Below are 22,915 nucleotides of genomic sequence, written 5' to 3'. Positions count from 1 at the left end.
CTTGGTAAAACATCCTAAAAACTTTTTCGCTATTCAGCATTAACTTGAAACAACAAGCGAAACTAAGTGATGTTATAATAAACCCAGTATTATCAATAAGTACATGTCAATTTTACCAGCTAATGACCAGCTTCAAGTATTTGATTCAAGGGAAGAGTATGCGTGTTTTTCTAATAATGGCGCTTAGCAGCAGCCTAATAGCTTGTAGTGGCAACTACAGTTTTAATACCAACGTAGATAAAGAAAACTTTGAAAACTATTTGCCTGCCACCGAAGTGGAAATTGTGAACGATGAACAAATCGATCCCCTGCAAGCAGAGTACTTAGGCATTGTAGAAGGGCTAAGTTGCCAAGAAAAAGCCAATCAAGCACCACCGCAGAAAGTGGATGCACGCAATAATCTTCGCGAGCAAGCCGCTGGTATTGGGGCCAATGTAGTCACTATTCAACAATGCTACCCAATTGAAGAACCTGCAGCATGCATTGCCATGTTAAGTTGTTTTGGCAAAGCCTACAGAATTGAAAAGTAATGAATATCCAGCTATCTCCTTTGGGCCTTATCCACTCCCCTTATCAAGAGAAGTTTTCGGTGCCACGTCAACCCGGCTTGGTTAATGCAACAACCAGCAGCTTAGTCTTCAACTCCGACTTTAATGACCCTGATTTACTAGACAATGTGGAGCAGTTTAGTCACTTTTGGTTAGTGTTTGCCTTTCATCAAAATATTAAATCTGGCTGGAAAGCTAAGGTACGCCCACCACGTTTAGGTGGTAACAAAAAAGTGGGCGTATTAGCATCTCGTTCATCGTTTCGCCCTAATCACTTAGGTTTATCCTTACTTGAACTTAGTCACGTTGAACGCAGCCCAAATAAGTTGGCCATGCATTTCAAAGGTGGCGATTTAGTTAACGGCACTCCTATTTATGATGTAAAACCCTACTTACCTTACGCTGACAGCATTCCAGAAGCGCAAGCTGGTTACGCACAGCTAGCACCACAGCAGCAGCTAAAAGTGAATTGGACTCAACAAGCCTTGCAACAAGCTCAACTGCTGAATATAGAACAAACTCAACGGCTAGTGTTCGAGCAGGTGTTAGCCCAAGATCCGCGCCCCGCATACAAACAAAACAAGCCTGACGACCGAGAATACGGTGTGGCGTTGTATCAGTTCAATATCCGCTGGCGAATCTTAGAAGTTAATGCCAGTGAGTCACAAGTAGAAATTGTTTCGGTGACCCATGCAGCTTGAACCTCAGGACTATCAGCAACAACATAAACAGCGCCTTGCTTGGATGCCGTGGCTTTATTACCGTTTAAAAGCGAAACACCTGCAATGGGCCAAGCCCTGGCAAAATGATATCCAACAACATTTGCAAGCACTAGAAACCGTACAAATTGGTGATAACTGTTTCATTGCCCCAGACGCCAATATATTTGCCGAGCCAGGGCGTTTAATCTCGCTAGGCAACAGCTCATTTGTGGCAGCTCAAAGCTTCTTGCATGGCCCAATAACCATTGGCGACCACGTAGCTATAAACCACGGTTGCTCCATCGACGGCGGGCAAAAAGGCGTAAGCATTGGCAACAATAGCCGTATTGCTAACGGCGTAAAAATTTATGCCTTCAACCATGGCATGCACCCAGAGCAAGATATTTGGCGGCAAAACAGCCAATCCATAGGCGTCACAATTGGCCAAGATGTGTGGATTGGTGCGAACGCCTGTATTGTTGACGGCATTGAGATTGACGACCATGCGGTGGTGGGAATGGGGGCGGTAGTCACTAAAAATGTGGCTAAATGGGCTATCGTTGCCGGTAACCCTGCAAAAATCATCGGCGACCGCCGTGACAAGGCCTGACAGAGCTAAATTAGCCTGTTACAATCGCCGCAATTTAATAGCTAAATGAAAGGACAGATATGCGTTCTAGCAAATATCTTCTGGCAACTCAGAAAGAAACTCCGAGCGATGCAGAGATTGTATCTCACCAGTTAATGCTGCGCGCTGGCATGGTAAGAAAATTAGCCTCAGGTTTATATACTTGGCTGCCCAATGGTTTGCGTGTTCTTTCAAAAGTAGAACAAATTGTTCGTGAAGAAATGAACGCCAGTGGCTCTATTGAGATCCACATGCCTACTGTTCAACCTTCAGATTTATGGCAAGAAACCGGCCGCTGGGATAAGTTTGGCCCAGAGCTGCTTCGCTTTAAAGACCGTCACTCGCGCGATTTTGTACTAGGCCCTACCCACGAAGAAGTGGTTACCGAATTAGTCCGCAGAGAGGTAAACTCTTATAAGCAACTTCCGCTTAACTTGTTCCAAATTCAAGCCAAGTTCCGTGATGAAGTTCGCCCGCGTTTTGGCGTTATGCGCTCTCGCGAGTTCTTAATGAAAGACGCCTACTCTTTCCACTTATCTGATGAATGCTTACAAAGCACTTATGATGAAATGTACGCAGCTTACTGCCGTATCTTTGAGCGTTTAGGTTTAGAGTACCGCCCAGTATTGGCCGACACTGGCAGCATTGGTGGCAGCGTATCCCATGAGTTCCACGTTCTCGCCGAGTCTGGCGAAGATGCAATCGTATTCTCTGATAACAGCGACTACGCGGCAAACATTGAAAAAGCAGAGGCCTTAGCCCCTACTGGTGAGCGCCCAGCACCTAGCCAAGAGATGCAAGAAGTGGCTACGCCAAATGCTAAAACCATTGCAGAGCTAGTTGAACAGTTCGACATTAAGGTTGAACAAACAGTTAAAACCTTGATTGTGAAAGCCAGTGAAGAATCTGAGCATTCACTTATTGCATTAATTTTGCGTGGCGACCACGAGCTCAATGAAATTAAAGCAGAAAACTTAACTGAGATAGCTTCACCGCTTGAGTTTGCTAGTGAAGAAGAAATTCGCGCTGCAGTTGACGCAGGCCCAGGCTCTTTAGGACCAGTTAATTTACCAATGCCAGTTATTGTAGACCGCGCTGCCGCGCACTGTAGTGACTTTGGCGCCGGTGCCAACGTAGATGATAAACACTTCTTCGGCATTAACTGGGAGCGAGATGTAACACTTGGCGAAGTTGCTGACCTACGCAATGTGGTAGAAGGCGATCCAAGCCCTTGCGGTTCAGGTAATTTATCAATAAAACGTGGTATCGAAGTTGGTCATATTTTCCAACTTGGTGATGCCTACGCTAAATCAATGAACGCAGCGGTACTTAATGAGCAAGGTAAAAACCAAACCTTAACCATGGGTTGTTACGGCGTGGGTGTATCTCGTATCGTTGCTGCAGCCATTGAGCAAAACAACGACAAATACGGAATTACCTGGCCAGATGCAATTGCGCCATTCAAGCTAGCTATTGTTCCGATGAACATGCACAAATCTCATCGCGTTCAAGAAGTGGCTAACAAGCTTTACGAAGAAGCCAAGCAACGTGGTATTGATGTATTGTTTGACGACCGAAAAGAGCGTCCAGGTGTTATGTTTGCCGACATAGAGTTAATTGGCATTCCACACGTTATCGTTATTGGTGACCGCAGCCTAGACAAAGGCGTGATTGAATACAAAAATCGTCGCAGTGGAGAAAAAATTGAAGTGGCTGTAGAGCAAATCTTCGACCAATTCTGAAATCTGTAGATTGATTAAAAAGCCGGCCTTCGCCGGCTTTTTTTGTTTTTGGGAGTGTGATATCGCCAGCAAGCAGTGATAAAACGCTGTGCTAAGATATTATTATGAATCAAAAGGCTAGCACTGAAAACAAACCCAAAGTCGCTCTCGTTCTTACCGGCGGCGGCGCGCGAGCGGCCTACCAAGTTGGGGTTCTAAAAGCGATTGCGGAGCAATACCCTAGAAACCATGCCAGTCCCTTTTCAATACTTTGTGGTACATCCGCGGGTGCGATAAACGCTACCGCGCTAGGCGTCTATGCGTCCTGCTTTCGATTAGGGGTTAAAAAACTTGAATATATTTGGCGTAACTTTAAATGTAAGCAAGTTTTTAGAACCGACAGTTTAGCCATAGCCAAGCAATTATCATCAATGGTGTGCAAAAGCCTGCATGCAGACTATAGCCAGCAACAAGGCTTTTCCTTACTCAACAACCAACCCTTACAAGCCTTATTAAACGATTACCTTAACTACAAGCGAATCGATCAGAACATTGCCACTGGCTATTTGCATGCCTTATCGGTTACCGCTTCAAATTACCAAGACGGTCAGTCTTTATCTTTTTTTCAAGCCAAGCAGCATCAACAAAACTGGCAACGCGCCAGGCGGCTAGGGCGAAAAACCCAAATCCATACCAGTCACCTACTTGCTTCAACAGCCATACCTCTGATATTTCCGGCGGAGAAAGTAGGTCAAGATTACTACGGCGATGGCTCCATTCATCAGCTTTGCCCACTTAGCCCCGCAATCCATTTAGGTGCTGATAAAATATTGGCGATTCATTTAGAGCAACCTCGCAAACCCAACTGCGCGATAGATTGTCCTCCGCCGAATAGCGCAACCATTGCTGGTCATCTTCTCGACTCGGTGTTTTCCGATACTCTCAATTCAGATCTAGAGCGCTTACAACGTATTAATCGAACTATTGAGTTATTAACACCACAACAGCAAAAACAATTGGATCTGCGTCCTATTCACTCTTTAAGTATCAAACCTAATATCGATTTCGAACAAACCGCACACAACCACTTTAGTATATTGCCACTTTCGGTACGGCTGATGCTGGCTACCCTAGGCATTAAAAAAGACAAACCTTCGGCCATCACCAGTTTTTTAATGTTCGAGCAAGATTACACTAACTACTTGATAAGAGAGGGATACCAAAACACTCTGCAGCAAATTGACAAAATTTTGGCTTTTTTGGAAGATTAGCTGGCCTGCAAATTGCTTTATTCTTAACTAGTGGCGTTTTTTGACGCTAAACAGCAAGATTAGATAAGAGTAAAGTAACTATGGATTCTCTACAATTAGCGCAGAACAATATTGTAAGCCCAAGAAAAATATCACATTTTTCTAATGACGCTAAACTTAGTGCTGTTCAGAAGCTGAGTATTCTTGAGTCTTTGCAAGAAAGCTTACAGTTAGATGAGTTACTGCAAAACTTTGCCGCTATGGCAACGAATTACGTTGAGTTTTCGGCCATGCGTTTAGTTAGTGATAGCCTGCAAACCGAAGTTAGCCTATTTGAAGGCCAGCGCTACTACCGTAGTTTTAATCTCAACAATAAAAGCCAACCCTTAGCGATTGTTACCTTTACCCGCGATACGCCGTTTCAGCGTAATGAAATTCATCAACTCCGCCAGCTAACGCAACTGCTGCAGGCTCCATTAAAACATGCCCTGCAGATAGCGCGATTACAAGAACGGGTGCGTAATGACTACTTAACCGGTATCGGTAATCGAGCTCATTTCGATGAATCTTTACATACGTCTATCGAACAGCAAACTCGTCAAAGCCAGCAACAAGGTGGCTTAGTACTTATGCTGTTAGACTTGAACAAGTTTAAGCAAGTGAATGATTCGCTTGGCCATCCGGTTGGCGACCAAGTATTGATTAGCTTTGCGAAAGCACTCGAGTCGGTAATTAGAAGCGGCGATCAAGCCTTTAGAGTAGGTGGTGATGAGTTTGCCATGTTACTCCGCCCGGCCACCGAGTACTCTGCGCAAAAAGTGATTAAACGCTTACACACCAAACTAGAAGAGTCGCCACTACTGGCTCAATACGATATTTCAGCAAGTATTGGGGTAAGCGAATGGACACCTGGCAGCAATAGCGAAAGCCTAATCCAAAGCGCCGACGAACAGCTTTACGCTAACAAGTCGGCAACCAGTTAAGAGCAATGCCCTTGTTCTGAGGGCATGCATAGTCTTGCTGAATGTAAATGTCAGCTATTGCCACTAACACCTCATCATAAAATACAAAAGGTAAGCGATTGCGCTGCCATGGCGGTAACTTGCATTCTTGCAATAGCTTCTTAATGCTTCTACTGCCAACGCGCCCAAACGCTTTAAACTCTTTTTGCTCTAGATGAGTTCTAAATTTAACGCTAACTTGTTGGGAACTTGAAGGCGGCAATAACTTGCCACCATTTTGCCAAGCTAATTGACTACCATTATCCAAGGTTAATATTGGTGTGCTAGCAAGCTTCCAGTTAGTCACTAAGTTTGACTCAAGCAATTCAACTTTTCTCACCAAATACAAACAAGCTTGAAAGCGGCGACACTGCCCTTCTGCTAATGTAACGGCTACCTTGGCATCTTGTTGTGCAGAGGCTTGAGTGATGATCTGCGCTAATTGCGCTTGGCTTGGGTAAGCCCAATTCATAAGCTTAAACCAGTAACGGAGCACGTTTCTTTGGCGCTTTGGCGAAAGCAGTAACAAGCTTTCGCAACACAACGTTTGCTCACGCTCAAGCGTTTGGTAATCAGACTCAGCCAGCTCTTCCAACAAACCGACTGATTCTTGTAGTAGTTGAACACTACGTTGAGTGGAAGCTAACCATTGGGGCCAGCGTTCTGTTAGCTCTGGCAATACCTTATGCCGCAAAAAGTTACGATCAAACTCTAAAGACTGGTTGCTTGGGTCTTCTATCCAGCAGAGTTGCTGTTGCTTAGCATAGCCTTCTAACTCTGCTCGCGTTACCAATAACAAAGGCCTTAACAAGCACCCAGCAACAAAATTACGCATTTGCGGCATAGCAGCTAAGCCTTGTAAGCCACTTCCCCGCTTTAGCGCTAGCATAAAGGTCTCAAACTGGTCGTCAGCATGGTGTCCAGTTAACAAGCAGCTATGTGCATCCATATGTTTAGCTAAAGCTTGATAACGCTTTTCTCTCGCCACCGCTTCCAAGCTAGAGCGTGCTTTTACTTCAACATCAACCATCTCAGCCACAAAGGGTAAACCCAAAGCTTCAGCTTGCTGCTGACAGCTAAGTTGCCAGCTATTTGCTTGCTCTTGCAGGCCATGGTTTACGTGCACAACTAGCAACTCTAAGTGCCGGTGAGATTTATGGTACTGGGCTGCTAAGTGCAGTAGAACGCTTGAATCTAAGCCGCCACTAAGGGCAATAACAATACGTTGAGTTGTTGAAGGAAGTGAAACTAGGGAGTGTGAAAAGCGAGATTGAAGGGACAAATTAACCTCTTAATAGGGCACTGGAGATACCAATGCCCTAGATCATTATTAGCAATATCCGTAGGACATTAAGCGCTGATAGCGCTGCTCTAACAAGGTTTCAGTGTCTAATGCTGATAGGCTTTCTAAATCGCTCAATAGCTTAGTTTTTAGATTAAGCGCCATAGCTGCAACATCGCGGTGTGCGCCACCTAATGGCTCTGGAACAATGTCATTAATTAAATCTAATTCTTTAAGGCGCTCTGAAGTAATGCCCATAGCATCGGCTGCAACAGGTGCTTTATCAGCACTCTTCCATAAAATCGAAGCACAACCTTCTGGAGAGATCACCGAGTAAGTGCTGTACTGAAGCATGTTAACGCGGTCGCCTACACCAATTGCTAAGGCGCCGCCAGAGCCACCCTCACCAATAACGGTACAAATAGTTGGCACCTTTAAGCCAGCCATAACCAACAAGTTTTTAGCAATTGCCTCACTTTGTCCACGCTCTTCAGCGCCTACGCCTGGATATGCTCCAGGGGTATCGATGAAGGTAATGATTGGCATGTTAAAACGCTCTGCCATTTCCATCAAACGCAGCGCTTTACGGTAGCCTTCTGGTTTTGGCATACCAAAGTTACGACGGATTTTTTCTTTGGTTTCGCGACCTTTTTGTTGACCAATAACCATTACTGGCTTGCCATCTAGACGTGCCATACCACCAACAATAGCTTCATCGTTAGCGTAAGCTCTATCACCAGCTAACTCATCAAAGTCAGTGAAAATGTGCTCGATGTAATCCAACACATAAGGGCGATTAGGATGACGCGCTAGCTGGGCGACTTGCCAAGCACCTAAGTCTGAGAATATTTTTTGGGTTAAATCGTTTTGCTTTTGTTGCAAACGAGAGATTTCTTCCTGTAAATCTACATCTACGCCAGATTCTTCATTTACAATGCACAACTCTTCAATTTGCGCTTGCAGCTCAGCAATCGGCTGCTCAAACTCTAGAAAATTCGGATTCATATAATCTTTTTCTTAATTAAATTCTAGGGTGACTTGCTGTTGTCCCAGCAGTTGGGTCAACGCCTCTATTAAATCTTCACTCGGCGTAATTCGCCAATCGGTGCCTAAGCTTAACATGCCACTGGCATTATCGCCCTCATAACTTATTGCTATTGGGCAGGTTCCCGCTCGATAAGGCTCTAATACTTCGTAAAATCTTTGCCAAAATAGTTCATCTAGCTGGTCGCGACACATTCGCAAACGCAGTTTTTTCATCCAGCGTTCACGGGCCATCGACAAATCCATGACTTCACGAGCAGTCATTTTAATGCCTCCGGAGAAATCATCAACGCTGACCTCTCCTTGAATCACCAACATGCGATCTTTTTCTAATAATTCTTGGTAGGTATCGAATGCTTCACTAAAGAACATCACATCCAAACGGGCACTGCGATCATCGAGTTGAATGATGCCCATTTTTGAGCCCCGCTTGGTCAGCATTACCCGTGTAGATAACACTAAGCCCGCAACCGTTGAAGTAGTACCTCGGCCAGTGGGGCGTATATCTACCAAGCGACCAGTAGTATATTGACGAAACTCTTTTAAGTAGCGATTAACTGGGTGACCGGTTAAGTATAAGCCAAGGGTTTCTTTTTCCCCTTCTAACCAGACTTTTTCTGTCCAAACTGGTTCATCGATAAAATCTGGACGTTCATCCTCTTCTTCAGCAATGATACCGAATAAGTCTTCTTGACCCCGAGCTGAAGCTTTTGCATGTTGTGAAGCGGCTTGCATAGCGGTTGGCAAAGTTACCATCATTGCGGCGCGATGCGGACCCAGCTTGTCCATGGCTCCAGCCATAATCAGCTTTTCTATCACCCTTTTATTGATTTTCTTGAGGTCTAAGCGACAACAAAAATCAAACAAATCAATAAATGGTCCACTTTGTCTGGCCTCTAAAATCGCTTCAATGGGGCCTTCACCTACCCCTTTAATCGCGCCAATACCGTAAACAATTTCCTCATCGGCATTCACCGAGAACTTGAACAAGCCAGTGTTTACATCGGGCGGCACAAGCTTAAGCCCCATGTTGTTACATTCATCTACCAAAGTAACAATTTTGTCGGTGTTATCCATATCGGCCGACATCACCGCAGCCATAAAGTACGCAGGGTAATGCGCCTTCATCCATAAGGTTTGATAAGAAACTAGGGCGTAAGCAGCTGAGTGAGACTTGTTAAAACCATAGCCTGCGAACTTTTCAACCAAGTCAAAGATCTTCATGGACAGTTCGCCATCAACCCCATTCTTAATAGAGCCTTCTTCAAATACCGCCCGCTGCTTGGCCATTTCCTCAGGTTTTTTCTTACCCATAGCCCGGCGTAACATGTCAGCACCCCCCAAGGTGTAACCTGCTAGAACCTGAGCAATCTGCATTACCTGTTCTTGGTAAAGAATAATACCGTAGGTCGGCTCTAGAATAGGTTGCAGGCTTTCGTGTTGCCAAGTCTCGTCAGGGTAAGAAATTGCTTCTCGACCATGTTTACGCTCGATAAAGTTATCTACCATGCCAGATTGCAACGGACCGGGACGGAACAGGGCCACCAGTGCAATCATATCTTCAAAACAGTCGGGCTTAAGACGCTTAATCAAATCCTTCATACCACGAGATTCCAACTGGAATACCGCGGTTGTTTTGCAATCTTGCAGTAATCTAAATGATTTTGGGTCAGTGGTAGAAATTGCCGCAATATCGATTGGCTGCTCACCCTTGGCTTCTAACACTGGGTTAAGCATATCCAAAGCCCATTGAATGATGGTCAGTGTACGCAAGCCTAAGAAGTCAAACTTCACTAAGCCGGCATATTCAACATCATTCTTATCAAACTGGGTAACTGGGTTTTTACCCTCTGCATCACAGTATAAGGGCGCAAAGTCGGTAATAGTGGTGGGCGAAATTACTACGCCACCGGCGTGTTTACCTGCGTTACGCGTAACCCCTTCGAGGATACGAGCCATATCGATTAACTCGCGAACTTCTTGGTCAGCATTATACAGCTCTGGCAAACGCGGTTCAGCCTCAAAGGCTTTTTCTAGGGTCATTCCCGGATCGGGTGGAATCAACTTAGAGATCCGGTCAACAAAACCAAAAGGATGACCTAATACCCGACCTACGTCACGCACTACTGCTTTAGCAGCCATAGTACCGAAGGTGATAATCTGCGATACCGCATCTCGACCATATAGCTCGGCTACGTGGTCGATTACCTCATCACGACGATCCATGCAAAAATCGACATCGAAATCGGGCATAGATACCCGCTCGGGGTTCAAAAATCGCTCGAATAGTAAGTCGAACTCAAGCGGATCTAAATCGGTAATTTTTTGCGCATAAGCTACCAACGAACCAGCACCCGAGCCCCGGCCAGGTCCAACCGGAATATTGTTATCCTTACTCCACTGAATGAACTCCATTACGATGAGGAAGTAACCAGGGAAACCCATTTGGTTAATTACATCAAGTTCAATTTGTAAACGTTCATCGTATTCCGGACGACGTTTTGCTCGCTCTTCAGGGTCGGGAAACAAAAACTCTAAGCGCTCTTCTAAACCGTCCCAAGAAACTTTACAGAAGAACTCTTCAATGGGCAGGCCTTCGGTGGGAAAGTCAGGCAAGAAGTACTCACCTAAGCGCACCGTCACATTACAGCGTTTGGCGATTTCTACTGAGTTTTGCAGTGCTTCGGGAATATCTGCAAACAACTCCTGCATTTCTTGCTCGCTGCGAAGATATTGTTGCGCGCTATACTTTTTAGGTCTGCGGCTATCATCGATAGCAAAACCATCATGAATGGCAACCCGCACTTCATGAGGTTGAAACTGATCTTCTTCTAAAAAAACAACTTCGTTTGTAGCGACTACAGGCAAGCCTTTATCGCCCGCTAACGCAACGGCCATGTGCAGGTAGTTTTCTTCGTCGGGGCGGCCGGTGCGAATTAACTCTAAAAAGTAATGATTTGGGAAATACTGTTGGTAAAATGCAAGACTTCGCTCAACGATATCGTGGTTACCTTTAAGTAAAGCTTTGCCCACATCACCTTGGCGACCACCTGAGAGAACAATCACACCTTCAGCATGTTCACTCAGCCATTGCTTATCTATAACCGGCTTCCCCTGCAGCTGCCCTCGCAAATAGGCCCGTGAGATGAGCATAGTGATGTTCTGATAACCTTTGTTATTAGTAGCTAATAAGGTTAATCGAAACTGGTCATCACCCAATTCATCTGACTGAACAAAAAAGTCACAACCGACAATGGGCTTAATCCCTTGGTTATGAGCTTCGCCGTAAAACTTAACTAAACCACAGAGGTTAGTTTGATCGGTTAAAGCAATGGCCGGCATGTTTAATTCAGCCGCTTTTGCAACTATGGGTTTTACTTTTTTTAAGCCATCAACCATCGAAAAGTCCGAATGGACCCGAAGGTGAATGAAAGATGGATTTGGTGTAGGTTCTGACAAAACTACAGCTCTCCTAGTACCCGCTGTACGGGTTTAAAACTGCGCCGATGCTCGGCAATAGCACCGTGTTTCTCCAACATTTCTAGGTGTAAAGCTGTTGGGTAGCCTTTATGCTTAGCAAACTGGTATTCTGGGTAACAGGCATCTAATTCGACCATTTCTTGGTCTCTTGCCACTTTTGCGATAATTGAAGCAGCACTTATTTCGGCCACCAAACCATCACCTTTTATCACCGCTTGGCAGGGGATGCTTAACTGAGGCTCTCGGTTGCCGTCGATCAACGCAAACTCAGGAGTAACGCTCAACGCTGCAACGGCTCTAGACATCGCCAGCATGGTTGCATGCAAAATATTCAGCTGATCTATTTCTTGAGGAGTTGCCCGACCTATCGCCCAGGCTATTGCATGCTGCTTAATCTCTTCGGCTAGCGCCAAACGTTTTTTCTCAGAGAGCTTTTTGGAATCGTTTAGTCCTGCAATTGGCTGCTTGGGGTCAAGGATAACCGCTGCAGTTACCACATCACCCACTAAAGGGCCCCGCCCTACTTCATCAACGCCAGCAAACACAGAATAACCAGAAGGATAAACAAAAGGCGTCATGACAACTCCAAAAAACGCGTATAAGGAAAACTAACTATTTATTACTTCAATAACCGCTTGCGCTGCTTTGTGGTCAGCATCACAACGGATTTGTTGGTGCAATTCAGTAAACTTATCGATGAGTTTGCTGTTATCACTTTCAAGTAGGCGACTTAACTCGGCCACAATGTTGCTGCTGGTACAGTCTTCTTGTACATATTCTTGCACAATCATTTTGTCGGCAAGTAAATTAGGCAAGGCAGCAAACTTGGCATTAACAATTAACTTTGCAATTCGATAAGTCAAAGGCTTAAAACGATAAGCCACTACCATAGGCCGTTTTACTAACATCGCTTCCAGTGTTGCCGTGCCGGATGCTAATAAAATAGCGTCTGCTGCGGTCATTACGGTGCGAGCTTGTCCGTCGATAACTTTAATATCTAGCTCTGGCGCATGCTCATTGACTAAAGCTTCAAATTGTTCTCGGCGGCGCTGATTAACTAAAGGAGCAACCAGCTGTAGATCTGGATACTGCTCAAGTAATTTTTTAGCTGACTCAAGGAAGACTGGTGTAAGCAAACCCACTTCCGCATTTCGACTACCAGGCAAAATTGCCAACACCTTTCTGGAGCTATCTAAGCCAAGCTGCTCGATGGCAGGCAATTTGGGGCTTTCAAGAGGAACTTGATCAGCCAAAGTGTGTCCAACAAACTCACAAGGTACTTCGAAGCGATCATAAAAGGCTTTTTCAAATGGCAAGAAAACCAGAATTTTATTGCAGCCCTCTTTAATTTTGAAAACGCGCTTTTGTTTCCATGCCCAAACGGAGGGGCTAACATAATGAACAGTTTTAACACCTTTAGCGTGCAGTTTATGTTCTACGCCTAAGTTAAAATCTGGAGCATCAATGCCAATGTAGATGTCTGGTTGAGATTGAATATATTGTTGGAGCAGTTGTTTGCGGATTTTGAGTATACGCGGTAAGCGCCCTAGCACTTCCACTAGCCCCATTACTGACAGCTCTTCCATATCAAACAAGGCCTCACAGCCTTGCTCTTGCATTAGTGGTCCAGCTATGCCGGAAAAGCGCGCATTGGGATATTGTTGTTTAAGTGCAGAAATTAAACCGGCACCTAAAATATCGCCGGAGACTTCCCCGGCGACGATAGCGATATGCAAATCCGCCTGGGCCATTAGCGAACAATACCTCGACCGTTTTCTTTTAGAAAATCGGCGAACAACTTAACCTCTGGGTATTGCTCAGCAGATAACTCTATCTGGTTTAGCGCTTCCTCTAAAGTATTGCCACTGCGGTAAAGCGTTTTGTAAGCTTGGCGAATCGCCTTAATAGCATCTTTACTAAAACCTCTACGCAATAAACCCTCGGTATTAACTGCTACTGGGCGAGCATAGTTGCCTACAGCCATCACATAAGGAGGAACATCTTTGTTAACAGCGGCGCAGCCACCAACAAAAGCGTAAGAACCAACTTTACCAAACTGATGAATCGCCGCTTGACCGCCAAAAATAACGTTATCGCCAATAGTGACGTGACCAGCTAAAGTTGCGTTGTTAGCAAAAATACAGCCGTTACCAACAACACAATCGTGGGCAACGTGGGCATTAATCATAAACAAGCAGTTGCTGCCAATCTTAGTGATGCTTTGGTCTTGGGTAGTGCCTCGGTGAATCGTCACACTCTCGCGGATAGTATTGTTATCGCCAATTTCTAAATAGGTTACTTCACCGGCATATTTTAAGTCTTGGCAGTCTTCACCTACCGAGGCAAATTGGAAAATGCGGTTATTATTGCCAATTTTAGAGTGGCCTTTAATCACTACATGTGAAGCGATTTGACAGTTCTCACCAATCTCAACGTCACCGCGAATAATGGTAAAAGCACCAACAGTGGTGTTGGCACCAATTTTTACATTACCTTCGATGATGGCGCTTGGATGTATACTTGCAGTGCTATCTATCATATTCAGCTCCACTTATTTGTAGGCCCTACGTGCGCACATGATTTCGCCGCTACAAACCACTTCGCCTTCTACCTTGGCAACACAGTTAAATTTACCGATGCCGCGACGGTCGCGTAATAATTCAACTTCGAGGTGCAATACATCACCAGGACCAACCGGCTTCTTAAAGCGCGCATTATCGATACCGGCGAAATAGTAAAGCTCGTTGTCGGCTGGCTTAGTGGTAGATTTAAACGCCAATATCCCGGTACATTGAGCCAGTGCTTCAAGAATCAATACACCTGGGAAAACCGGTTGTTGCGGAAAGTGACCAGTAAAAAACGGTTCGTTAAAAGTTACGTTTTTAATGGCGTGTAGGGTTTTACCTTCTTCAAAATCCAATACCCGGTCTACCAACAAAAATGGGTAACGGTGGGGCAAAAGCTCCATGATATCTTGAATTTCTAAGCGGTTAAGTTGTTTAGTCAAAATCTGTTCCTAGTTTAGTCAGCTTCAGCGCTGTTTTTGCGCTCTAAGCTTACAATGCGTTTATGCATCTCATCTATTTGAGATAGGCGAGCCATTGATTTTCGCCACTGACGATTAGCTTGTGTTGGCATGCCTGAAGAATAAGTGCCTGGTTCACTAATTGATTTAGTGACCATTGAGTAACCGGTGATAGTCACTTGGTCGCATATATCGATATGGCCGTTAATGCCAACACCACCACCAATAATGCAATAACGGCCAATATTAGTGCTACCGGCAATACCAGTAGTACCTGCAATGGCAGTTCCGGTACCAATCGTCACATTGTGAGCGATATGCACTTGATTATCGATAATCACGTTTGACGCAATCTCAGTATTGTCTAACGCCCCTCGGTCGATAGAGACCGAAGCACCGATTTCAACTTTATCACCAATAATCACCGTGCCTAATTGTGGAATTTTCACCCATTGGCCTTGCTTATTGGCATAGCCAAAACCGTCACAACCAACCACTGTGTTGCTTTGAATTAAACATTGCTGGCCAATTTGAACTTCATGGTAGATGCTGCAATTGGCCCATAATTTTGTCTCTGCACCAATAATTGCATTTTTACCAACAAAGCTACCCGCACCAATTTGCACGCTATCGCCTAAAACAGCACCGCTTTCAATAACTGCATTAGCACCAATAGAGACATTGTTTCCAATTTTCGCTCCATCTTCGATAACAGCGGAGGGATGAATATTGCTTGCGCTAGCTGGGGTGGTATCTAGTAGCTGGGCTAATTGGGCATAACTAACATAAGGGTCTTCACTTATCAGGGTATTGCCAGAAAAAGCATCAGCATGACTTTTCGACAAAATAAGTGCACCAGCCTTACTAGTGGCCAGCATAGGCTTGTACTTTGCGTTTGTTAAAAAGCTTATCTCTTGCGCCCCTGCTTTTTCAAAGGGGGCAATATTTGAAATAACTAGCTCGGGATCCCCCTGAAGGGTAAGCCCGAGTTGCTCAGCGATTTGGCCAAGGCTTAGTGTCATATTTACTTACTCTTACTCACTTGTTGAACAACCTGCTTGGTAATATCCAAAGAGTCAGATGCATACGCTGTTGCATCCAAAGGTAATACTAAATCGTAGCCCTGTGCTTTAGATACTTCAACAATTGCGTCTTGAACTTTAATCATCAATTTTTGTTGCTCTTCAGCGCCGCGACGGCGTTGGTCTTCTTCTAAGTTTTTACGCTTCAGTTTGTATTCAGCCTGCATAGTTTCAAGCTGACGGGTAATCTTGGTTACTTCTTGCTGACCTAGCAGCTCGCCATCCTTTTCACGTTTGTCATAAAGACGCTGCATTTCAGCTTCCAAGCCACGAACTTCTTGCACACGCACTTCAAACTCGTCTTTTAGCGTTTTCTGCAAAGTATCACGCTGAGGCAATTGCTGAAAAACTTCAGCAATATTAATCACAGCAATTTTGGTTTCTGCTAGCGCACTAAAACTCGGGGTTACGATAGTTGCAGCAAGGGCAACAGCAGCAATTAGTTTTTTCAAAAGATTTACTCCTAAAATCAAAAGTTAAAAAGTTTGGCCAATGTTAAATGAGAAGGCTTCAGATCGATCCCCTTCATAACTCTTAATTGGCTTAGCAAATGAGAATACCAGTGGTCCCATAGGAGAGAACCATTGAATAGACACACCTACTGAGGCTCGAATTCGGTCCGGTGATGAATAGTCACCAAAACGGTCACAATACCTAATACATTGCATTTGACTGTAACGTTCATAATCAAACTCGGTATCCCAAACTGTACCAAAATCTAAAAATGCAGTGGTACGAACTTGACGAATATAAGCTTCGTCAAGAAATGGAGTTGGGAAGATGAGCTCAGCTGAACCTACCGCCAAAGCGTTACCGCCCACTGAGTCATCAGACGCGGTAACATACGAACTACCATTATTATCTACTAAATAAAGCGCACGTGGGCCGACGGTATTTGAACGGAAACCACGTAAGGTAGAATAACCACCGGCATAAAAGTTTTCGAAGAAAGGTAGAATTTGGTCATTACCTTCAAGCTGACCATAACCGTTGCCGTAGCCAACTTTACCTCTTACTGCAAACGCCCAATCGTGGTTGGTGGTAATAGGGAAGAAGTGACGCGTATCAAAGCTCATCTTAAAATACTGAATATCTGAGCCAGGAATGGTTATCTTAGTATCGAATTTCTGTGAAGAACCCGCTGTAGGCATAGAACCATTGTTTAGAGTGTTGCGGCTCCAACCCAAGGTTGTATCTAAGGACCCAAAGGTTAAAGATCCATCATCATTTCGGTGGGGGGCATAAATATCCCAAAACTGTTGGATCTGCGCATAAGCATTTAACTGCGAAATTTTGTTTTGCTCTAGGCCTAAGCTTACGCTCAAACGGTTGTACTCGTTAACAGGGAAACCAAGGGTGCCGCGTAAACCAATTGTTTCGTTGTTATAGTCTACAATATCGGCTTTTGACGCTTCAAAGTCGGTGTAGTAGAAACGGCCACCAAAACTCACCCCGTCTTTTGTAAAGTAAGGGTCAGTAAAGTTCACATCAAAATTCTTAGAATATTTGTTAGTGCTTACATTAATACCTGCTCGGTTACCGGTGCCCAAGAAGTTGTCTTGCTGTACACCAGCTGACAAGCTTAAGCCGGATTCGGTACCAAAGCCTACACCGGCATTAAACGACCCCGAAGGCTGCTCTTTAACCGTAAAATTGACATCCACTTGATCATCAGAGCCAGGAATTTTCACTGTCTCTACATCAACCGTTTCAAAGAAACCCAAACGGCTTAAGCGGGCTCTTGATTGCTCAACTAAGCGGCTTGATAACCAAGTACCTTCCATTTGGCGCATCTCTCGACGCAGTACTTCGTCTTTGGTGATAGTGTTGCCGCTCACGTTGATTCGACGAACGTAAACTCGATTACCAGGATCTATATTGATGTTAAGAACTACTGTTTTATCTTCATCATTAATTACTGGGAAAACATTAACTTGAGGATAAGCGTAACCATAGCGACCCAAGAATTTAGACAGTAATTCTTCAGTTTTAGTGACTTCAGCACCGCTATAAGTGTCCCCTTGATTAATGCTCACCAAGCCATTTAACTCAGCGCTCTTATCTAGGAGATTACCCGCTAACTCGACTTTCTCTACCGTGTAGACCTCACCTTCATCAACATTAATGGTGATGTAAATGCCTTTCTTATCAGGCGTTAAAGCAACTTGAGTGGAATCAACTTTAAAGCGAATATAACCACGGTCATAGTAAAAGCTATTAATGGTTTCTAAGTCACCGGCTAGCTTTTGTTTTTGATACTTTTGGTCGGCAAGTACATTCCACCAAGGGGCGCTATCGGTGAGCGTCATACGTTTAATTAGCTCACCAGACGAAAACTTTTGGTTACCGATAATGTTAATTTGTTCGATTTCAGCAGATAAACCTTCTTGGAAATTAAACTTCAAATCAACTCGATTGCGCGGCAAGGGTGTAACAATCGCTTTAACCCGCGCACTGTACTTGCCCACGCTGTAATAGAAGTCTTCAAGACTTTTTTCAATATTACGAAGATTAGTTTTATCTAAGGGCTCGCCTATTTTGATGCCCGATGAACGCAAAGACTCTTCGAGTTGTTCGGTCTTGATGTCTTTATTGCCAGAATACTCGATATTGCTAACGGTAGGCCTTTCAAGAACTTTGAATACCAACGCATCGCCGTCGCGGAAAACTTGAACGTCTTCGAAGTTGCCACTGCGATACAAGCGCTTAATACTGTCACTAACTTGAGAGCTGTCTACCTCATCGCCAATACGTAAAGGTATTTGCAATAACGCGGCACCCAGCGATACCCGTTGTAATCCCTCGATCCGAATATCTGCAACAGTAAACGCCGAATTTCCAGCGGCGAGAGTCGTTCCGGAGATGCAGGCTAGTAAAAGTCCAACAACCAACTGCTTTTTGAACATAAGAAAAAAGAACGTCCTATTTAATTGTTATAAGCGCATAAAATCATTAAAAATAGCAAGACTCATCAAAGCCATCACTAACACTGCACCAATCCTAAATCCAATTTCCTGCACACGCTCTGACACGGGTTTACCAGTTATGCCCTCAATGGCAAAAAATACTAAATGGCCACCATCTAGCACTGGCAAGGGAAACAAATTAATAATGCCTAAGTTAATACTTACCAAGGCAACAAAACCTAAAAAATACACCAAGCCGTAGTCGGCGGTAGCTCCAGCACCTTTAGCGATAGATATTGGACCGCTAAGGTTATCTAATGAAACCACGCCTGTCACCAATTTACCGATCATAGATACGGTCAATTTGCTTAAATGCCAAGTTCGTTCGAGAGATTTGCCAAACGCATCAAAAAAACCGTAATGCAAATCAATTCTATACTTTTCTGGGAACTCGGATACTTCAGGTGCTAAACCCACATAGCCGCTTTCTTTTCCTTGGTATTCTCTGGCTTCAGGAGTCATGGTTAGCTGTACTTGGCTACCAGAACGCTCCACATCAACAACAATTGACTGATGCGGCCTAGCTTGAACATAAGTAACAAAATCTTGCCAAGAAGCGAGATTAACGCCGTCTAGTGCTACCAACTTATCGCCTTCTAACAAACCGGCCTCTGCTGCAGGTTTACCAGCAACTACCTTGGCAACGTTCATCGAGATGCTTGGGCTGAATGGCTGTAGGCCTAAACTAATAATTGGACTTTGCTGCTCACTGTCCAACTGCCACTCACGAATGTCCAAATAAGCCATTTGAGTTTGTTGGGTTTCGGTGTCTTGCACTTCCACGGCCATCGACTCATTACCAAGCTGGCTAACCAAGGCTAAGTTAACGCTTTCCCAATCTAGCGTTTTCTGGCCGTCAATCATGATAATCTCGTGACCGGAACGAAGACCCGCTTGCTCTGCAATGCTGTTAGGTGCAACGCCACCTAGAACCGGTTTGACTGAAGGAACTCCAATAACAAACATCAGCCAGAAAGCTAATATAGCCAACAAGAAGTTAGCAATAGGACCAGCCGCGACAACCGCACTGCGCTGACCCAATGTTTTATTATTAAAGGCTTGAGAGCGAAGCTCGGCAGGCACTTCGGCAACTCGTTCATCGAGCATTTTTACGTAGCCACCAAGCGGGATCATTGCCACTACATATTCAGTACCATCTTTGGCAGTTCTACGCCAAAGCGCTTTACCAAAACCTATTGAAAAGCGCTCTACTTTAACGCCACAACGACGGGCAACCCAAAAGTGGCCAAACTCATGCACCGTTACCAAAATGCCTAGGGCAATAATAAAAAAGCTGGTGTTCCAAATCACTTCGTTCATGCACAGATCCTTTTAACCGCTGCATCAGCATGCATTCGCGCCCTTTGGTCGACCTCTAGTAAAACTGAAAGTTCAGTTTCGGCGCCCATATAACTCTGTTTATCCAAGCAAGTGGCGACAACTTCAGCAATCTGAGTGAATTTTATCCGCTCTGCCAAAAATGCTTCCACAGCGATTTCGTTCGCCGCATTTAAGCAAGTAGTAGCTGTTTGACTGTCGTAACAGGCGTCGATAGCTAATTTCAAGCAAGGGTATTTGGCGTAATCAGGTGGAATAAAGCTCAATTCGCCAATGCTGAAGAAATCCAAAGCCTCTACCCCAGAAACCTGCCGTTGTGGGTATGCCATCACATGGGCGATTGGTGTAGCCATATCCGGTTGGCCCATTTGCGCCAACACTGACCCATCACAGTACTGCACCATAGAGTGAATAATTGACTGAGGATGGATGATTACATCAATTTGATTAGGCTGAGTATTAAATAAGCGCTTTGCTTCTATATACTCTAAGCCTTTGTTCATCATGGTGGCTGAATCTACCGAGATCTTTTGCCCCATCGACCAATTTGGATGTGCGCAAGCTTGCGCAGGGGTTACCGAAGACAAGCTAGCCAACTCAGCGTACCTAAAAGGCCCGCCAGAACCGGTAAGCAAAATTTTGCTTACGCCAGCCTCAGACAAATTACAATAACCAAGCTGCTGTTGGACTTGTTCCGGCATGCATTGGAATATAGCATTATGCTCACTATCGACCGGTAGAATTTGAGCACCGCTTCTTTGCGCTGCTTCCATAAAGATAGCGCCGCTCATTACCAAAGCTTCTTTATTAGCCAGCAGCACCGTTTTGCCAGCCTCTACAGCAGCTAACGTAGGTAACAATCCAGCAGCGCCAACAATTGCAGCCATCACCAATTCAACTTCAGTGGCTTTAACCAGCTCAGTAATGGCGTTACTGCCGCTAGGTACCTCTACTTTAAGAGACTCCGCTTCAATCGCTTCACGTAATTTTTGATTACTAGGTTGGTCGGCCATTAGTGCATATTGAGGTGAGAACTCACGACAAATATCCAACATAGCGCTTAGGTTTTTGCCACCTGTCACACCAAACAAAGCAAAGCTCTCAGGATTTTCGCGGATAACTTTAAGGGTACTGCTACCAATCGATCCGGTGGCACCAAGAATAACCAATTGCTTGCTCATCAAGGGCTACATCCAGTGAAGGAAGAAAAAAGCAAATACCGGCATCGCTGCAGTCATGCTGTCGATGCGATCAAGCAGGCCGCCATGGCCAGGAAGCAAACTACCACTGTCTTTTATTCCGGCTTGACGCTTAAACATGCTTTCAACCAAATCACCCACTACCGAGGCTAAAACTGTAAATCCACTGGCTATCACCAATACCCACTCTTTGCCTTGTGGTATATCTAAAAAGATAAATGCGCCCACAGTCACCAACGCCGCAACCGCAAAGCCACCTAGCAAACCTTCAATGGTTTTCTTCGGGCTAACATTTTTAGCCAACTTACGTTTACCAAAACGTTTACCGGCAAAGTATGCCCCGGTATCTGCGGCCCAAACTAGCAGTAATACGTAAAGCACCCAAGCACCACCAACGGCTGGATTATTCGGGTCTACTGAGCGTAAAAAGACTAAAGACCAAAAGAATGGAAGTAGCACTACCAGCCCAACTAACAGCTTAAAGACGCTGCTGTTGTGCCAAAACGTCGCCGAATGAGGATAGCTGGAGAGCAGATACAAACTACTTAGCCAAGCAGCTACAGCAATGCCCAGCATGGCGCTAAACCAAATTGACTGTGCCAAACTATCTAGCGGGAGTTGCCACAAGCTAAAACCAAAAACCAAAGCAAAAACAACAAAAAAGCTCAAACGCTTTGAACCTTGGTCAGACACCACTCTAGCCCACTCTCTGGCTGCTAACACCAGCACTAATGCAAACACCACCGCTAAGCCAAACAGTGGTAACATGAAAATTGCAGCTAGGGCCAAAGGCGCTAATATCAGCGCCGTTATGATTCTTTGCTTAAGCAAAATGATCCTCATTTTTTTGATTATCTATCAACAAAGCTTGTACCTGTTCCCCAGTACAACCAAAGCGACGCTCGCGGCTAACAAATGCAGCAATGGCCTCGCCAAATGCATCTTCGTCAAAGTCTGGCCACAACACATCACTAAAGTAAAGCTCTGCATAAGCGGTTTGCCATAGCAAAAAGTTACTAATTCGGTGGTCGCCACCGGTACGGATTAACAAATCCACATCGCCAACCGTATCACTGTCCATTAATGCCGAGATATGCTCTTCGCTAATATCTTGTGCATCTAAGTGTCCTTTTTTAACTTGCTCTGCAAGTTGTTGGCTAGCGTTTACAATGTCCCAACGACCGCCGTAGTTAGCCGCAATATTTAACACTAAACCATCATTTGTCGCCGTTTCATTTTGAGCAATGGCAATACGCTTTTGCAATTTTTCGCTAAAGCGAGAAGTATCACCAATTATTCTTAGTTGTACATTATTGTTTTTCAGTTTTTTAACTTCTCGTTGCAAAACTGTCAAAAACAAGTTCATTAAGCTTGACACTTCTTCTTCCGGGCGTCGCCAGTTCTCGCTGCTAAAGGCAAACAAGGTTAATGACTTTACGCCAAGTTGGGTGGCAAAACTTACAGCTCGTCTTACAGACTTCACCCCTGCTTGATGGCCAAACATGCGCAATTTACCGCGTTGCTGAGCCCAACGCCCGTTGCCATCCATAATGATGGCAACGTGCTTTGGCATAGCATCTTTCACGGCTAACTGCTGCGCTTCAGGTAAGGTCATAATTCACTACTCTTACTTACAAAAAAAAACCGTGT

The 22,915-nt window shown here is 44.7% G+C and carries 20 protein-coding genes; 6 read left to right on the top strand and 14 right to left on the bottom strand.

The genetic code is table 11. The features are described 5' to 3' along the window. Positions 1-158: 158 nt before the first annotated feature. The 6 genes from rcsF (at position 159) to ACYFDN_RS13910 (ending at position 5,831) form a co-directional block, all read left to right on the top strand. On the top strand, positions 159-530 hold the full coding sequence (rcsF, locus tag ACYFDN_RS13935; RefSeq protein WP_194164041.1) for an Rcs stress response system protein RcsF: 372 nt from the start codon (positions 159-161) through the stop codon (positions 528-530). Beyond that, complete coding sequence (gene tsaA, locus ACYFDN_RS13930; RefSeq protein ID WP_152779227.1) at positions 530-1,249, top strand: tRNA (N6-threonylcarbamoyladenosine(37)-N6)-methyltransferase TrmO; 720 nt, start codon at positions 530-532, stop codon at positions 1,247-1,249. Before rcsF ends, tsaA begins: the two co-directional genes overlap by 1 nt. Beyond that, positions 1,239-1,859, top strand: a complete 621-nt coding sequence (locus ACYFDN_RS13925; RefSeq protein WP_483511605.1) for an acyltransferase — start codon at positions 1,239-1,241, stop codon at positions 1,857-1,859. Before tsaA ends, ACYFDN_RS13925 begins: the two co-directional genes overlap by 11 nt. Positions 1,860-1,918: 59 nt before the next feature. Continuing rightward, a complete protein-coding gene (locus ACYFDN_RS13920; protein ID WP_483511604.1) occupies positions 1,919-3,619 on the top strand; it encodes a proline--tRNA ligase in 1,701 nt (566 codons plus the stop codon). A 104-nt stretch (positions 3,620-3,723) separates the two neighbouring features. Next, complete coding sequence (locus ACYFDN_RS13915) at positions 3,724-4,869, top strand: patatin-like phospholipase family protein (protein ID WP_483511603.1); 1,146 nt, start codon at positions 3,724-3,726, stop codon at positions 4,867-4,869. A gap of 80 nt (positions 4,870-4,949) precedes the next feature. After that, complete coding sequence (locus tag ACYFDN_RS13910) at positions 4,950-5,831, top strand: GGDEF domain-containing protein (RefSeq protein WP_483511602.1); 882 nt, start codon at positions 4,950-4,952, stop codon at positions 5,829-5,831. Here the strand turns inward: ACYFDN_RS13910 and tilS are convergent. Genes tilS through uppS form a run of 14 tightly spaced genes read right to left on the bottom strand, consistent with a single transcriptional unit; the run spans position 5,809 to position 22,880 of the window. Next, entirely contained in the window at positions 5,809-7,131 is a 1,323-nt protein-coding gene (tilS, locus tag ACYFDN_RS13905; RefSeq protein ID WP_483511601.1) for a tRNA lysidine(34) synthetase TilS, read from the bottom strand. The genes ACYFDN_RS13910 and tilS overlap by 23 nt on opposite strands. Positions 7,132-7,179: 48 nt before the next feature. Further along, positions 7,180-8,136 (bottom strand): acetyl-CoA carboxylase carboxyl transferase subunit alpha, encoded by a 957-nt coding sequence (accA, locus tag ACYFDN_RS13900; protein ID WP_016401170.1) that lies wholly within the window; start codon positions 8,134-8,136, stop codon positions 7,180-7,182. Between the two features lie 12 nt (positions 8,137-8,148). Beyond that, positions 8,149-11,634 carry a DNA polymerase III subunit alpha gene (gene dnaE, locus ACYFDN_RS13895; RefSeq protein WP_483511600.1) on the bottom strand — a complete coding sequence of 1,162 codons (3,486 nt, stop codon included), beginning with the start codon at positions 11,632-11,634 and terminating at the stop codon, positions 8,149-8,151. Between the two features lie 2 nt (positions 11,635-11,636). Next, positions 11,637-12,233 carry a ribonuclease HII gene (gene rnhB / locus ACYFDN_RS13890; protein WP_483511598.1) on the bottom strand — a complete coding sequence of 199 codons (597 nt, stop codon included), beginning with the start codon at positions 12,231-12,233 and terminating at the stop codon, positions 11,637-11,639. Between the two features lie 30 nt (positions 12,234-12,263). Further along, on the bottom strand, positions 12,264-13,406 hold the full coding sequence (gene lpxB, locus ACYFDN_RS13885) for a lipid-A-disaccharide synthase (protein WP_483511597.1): 1,143 nt from the start codon (positions 13,404-13,406) through the stop codon (positions 12,264-12,266). After that, positions 13,406-14,194, bottom strand: a complete 789-nt coding sequence (gene lpxA / locus ACYFDN_RS13880) for an acyl-ACP--UDP-N-acetylglucosamine O-acyltransferase (protein ID WP_483511596.1) — start codon at positions 14,192-14,194, stop codon at positions 13,406-13,408. The genes lpxB and lpxA overlap by 1 nt, the downstream gene beginning before the upstream one ends. Positions 14,195-14,206: 12 nt before the next feature. Further along, positions 14,207-14,662, bottom strand: coding sequence for a 3-hydroxyacyl-ACP dehydratase FabZ (gene fabZ, locus ACYFDN_RS13875; protein ID WP_016401175.1), 456 nt, complete (start codon positions 14,660-14,662; stop codon positions 14,207-14,209). Between the two features lie 14 nt (positions 14,663-14,676). Continuing rightward, positions 14,677-15,702, bottom strand: a complete 1,026-nt coding sequence (lpxD, locus tag ACYFDN_RS13870; protein WP_483511595.1) for a UDP-3-O-(3-hydroxymyristoyl)glucosamine N-acyltransferase — start codon at positions 15,700-15,702, stop codon at positions 14,677-14,679. A 2-nt stretch (positions 15,703-15,704) separates the two neighbouring features. Next, positions 15,705-16,214, bottom strand: coding sequence for an OmpH/Skp family outer membrane protein (locus ACYFDN_RS13865; RefSeq protein ID WP_016401177.1), 510 nt, complete (start codon positions 16,212-16,214; stop codon positions 15,705-15,707). Positions 16,215-16,238: 24 nt separating this feature from the next. Beyond that, positions 16,239-18,668: an outer membrane protein assembly factor BamA gene (gene bamA, locus ACYFDN_RS13860; protein WP_483511594.1), complete on the bottom strand. Its 2,430-nt coding sequence runs from the start codon at positions 18,666-18,668 to the stop codon at positions 16,239-16,241. Positions 18,669-18,695: 27 nt separating this feature from the next. After that, a complete protein-coding gene (gene rseP / locus ACYFDN_RS13855; protein WP_483511593.1) occupies positions 18,696-20,048 on the bottom strand; it encodes a sigma E protease regulator RseP in 1,353 nt (450 codons plus the stop codon). After that, positions 20,045-21,247, bottom strand: a complete 1,203-nt coding sequence (gene ispC / locus ACYFDN_RS13850) for a 1-deoxy-D-xylulose-5-phosphate reductoisomerase (protein WP_483511592.1) — start codon at positions 21,245-21,247, stop codon at positions 20,045-20,047. The genes rseP and ispC overlap by 4 nt, the downstream gene beginning before the upstream one ends. 6 nt (positions 21,248-21,253) lie before the next feature. Next, on the bottom strand, positions 21,254-22,096 hold the full coding sequence (locus ACYFDN_RS13845) for a phosphatidate cytidylyltransferase (protein ID WP_483511591.1): 843 nt from the start codon (positions 22,094-22,096) through the stop codon (positions 21,254-21,256). Next, positions 22,089-22,880 carry a polyprenyl diphosphate synthase gene (gene uppS / locus ACYFDN_RS13840; RefSeq protein WP_338621682.1) on the bottom strand — a complete coding sequence of 264 codons (792 nt, stop codon included), beginning with the start codon at positions 22,878-22,880 and terminating at the stop codon, positions 22,089-22,091. The genes ACYFDN_RS13845 and uppS overlap by 8 nt, the downstream gene beginning before the upstream one ends. Between the last annotated feature and the right edge of the window lie 35 nt (positions 22,881-22,915).

The organism is Agarivorans sp. D1326 (assembly GCF_056958115.1).
This window is presented reverse-complemented; position numbering and strand designations above follow the sequence as displayed.

What these genes read in the sequence shown, in the direction of transcription:
- rcsF (WP_194164041.1), top strand. Translation starts at nt 159, where the DNA reads ATGCGTGTTTTTCTAATAATGGCGCTTAGCAGCAGCCTAATAGCTTGT.
- tsaA (WP_152779227.1), top strand. Translation starts at nt 530, where the DNA reads ATGAATATCCAGCTATCTCCTTTGGGCCTTATCCACTCCCCTTATCAA.
- ACYFDN_RS13925 (WP_483511605.1), top strand. Translation starts at nt 1,239, where the DNA reads ATGCAGCTTGAACCTCAGGACTATCAGCAACAACATAAACAGCGCCTT.
- ACYFDN_RS13920 (WP_483511604.1), top strand. Translation starts at nt 1,919, where the DNA reads ATGCGTTCTAGCAAATATCTTCTGGCAACTCAGAAAGAAACTCCGAGC.
- ACYFDN_RS13915 (WP_483511603.1), top strand. Translation starts at nt 3,724, where the DNA reads ATGAATCAAAAGGCTAGCACTGAAAACAAACCCAAAGTCGCTCTCGTT.
- ACYFDN_RS13910 (WP_483511602.1), top strand. Translation starts at nt 4,950, where the DNA reads ATGGATTCTCTACAATTAGCGCAGAACAATATTGTAAGCCCAAGAAAA.
- accA (WP_016401170.1), bottom strand. Translation starts at nt 8,136, where the DNA reads ATGAATCCGAATTTTCTAGAGTTTGAGCAGCCGATTGCTGAGCTGCAA.
- rnhB (WP_483511598.1), bottom strand. Translation starts at nt 12,233, where the DNA reads ATGACGCCTTTTGTTTATCCTTCTGGTTATTCTGTGTTTGCTGGCGTT.
- lpxB (WP_483511597.1), bottom strand. Translation starts at nt 13,406, where the DNA reads ATGGCCCAGGCGGATTTGCATATCGCTATCGTCGCCGGGGAAGTCTCC.
- lpxA (WP_483511596.1), bottom strand. Translation starts at nt 14,194, where the DNA reads ATGATAGATAGCACTGCAAGTATACATCCAAGCGCCATCATCGAAGGT.
- lpxD (WP_483511595.1), bottom strand. Translation starts at nt 15,702, where the DNA reads ATGACACTAAGCCTTGGCCAAATCGCTGAGCAACTCGGGCTTACCCTT.
- bamA (WP_483511594.1), bottom strand. Translation starts at nt 18,668, where the DNA reads ATGTTCAAAAAGCAGTTGGTTGTTGGACTTTTACTAGCCTGCATCTCC.
- rseP (WP_483511593.1), bottom strand. Translation starts at nt 20,048, where the DNA reads ATGAACGAAGTGATTTGGAACACCAGCTTTTTTATTATTGCCCTAGGC.
- ispC (WP_483511592.1), bottom strand. Translation starts at nt 21,247, where the DNA reads ATGAGCAAGCAATTGGTTATTCTTGGTGCCACCGGATCGATTGGTAGC.
- uppS (WP_338621682.1), bottom strand. Translation starts at nt 22,880, where the DNA reads ATGACCTTACCTGAAGCGCAGCAGTTAGCCGTGAAAGATGCTATGCCA.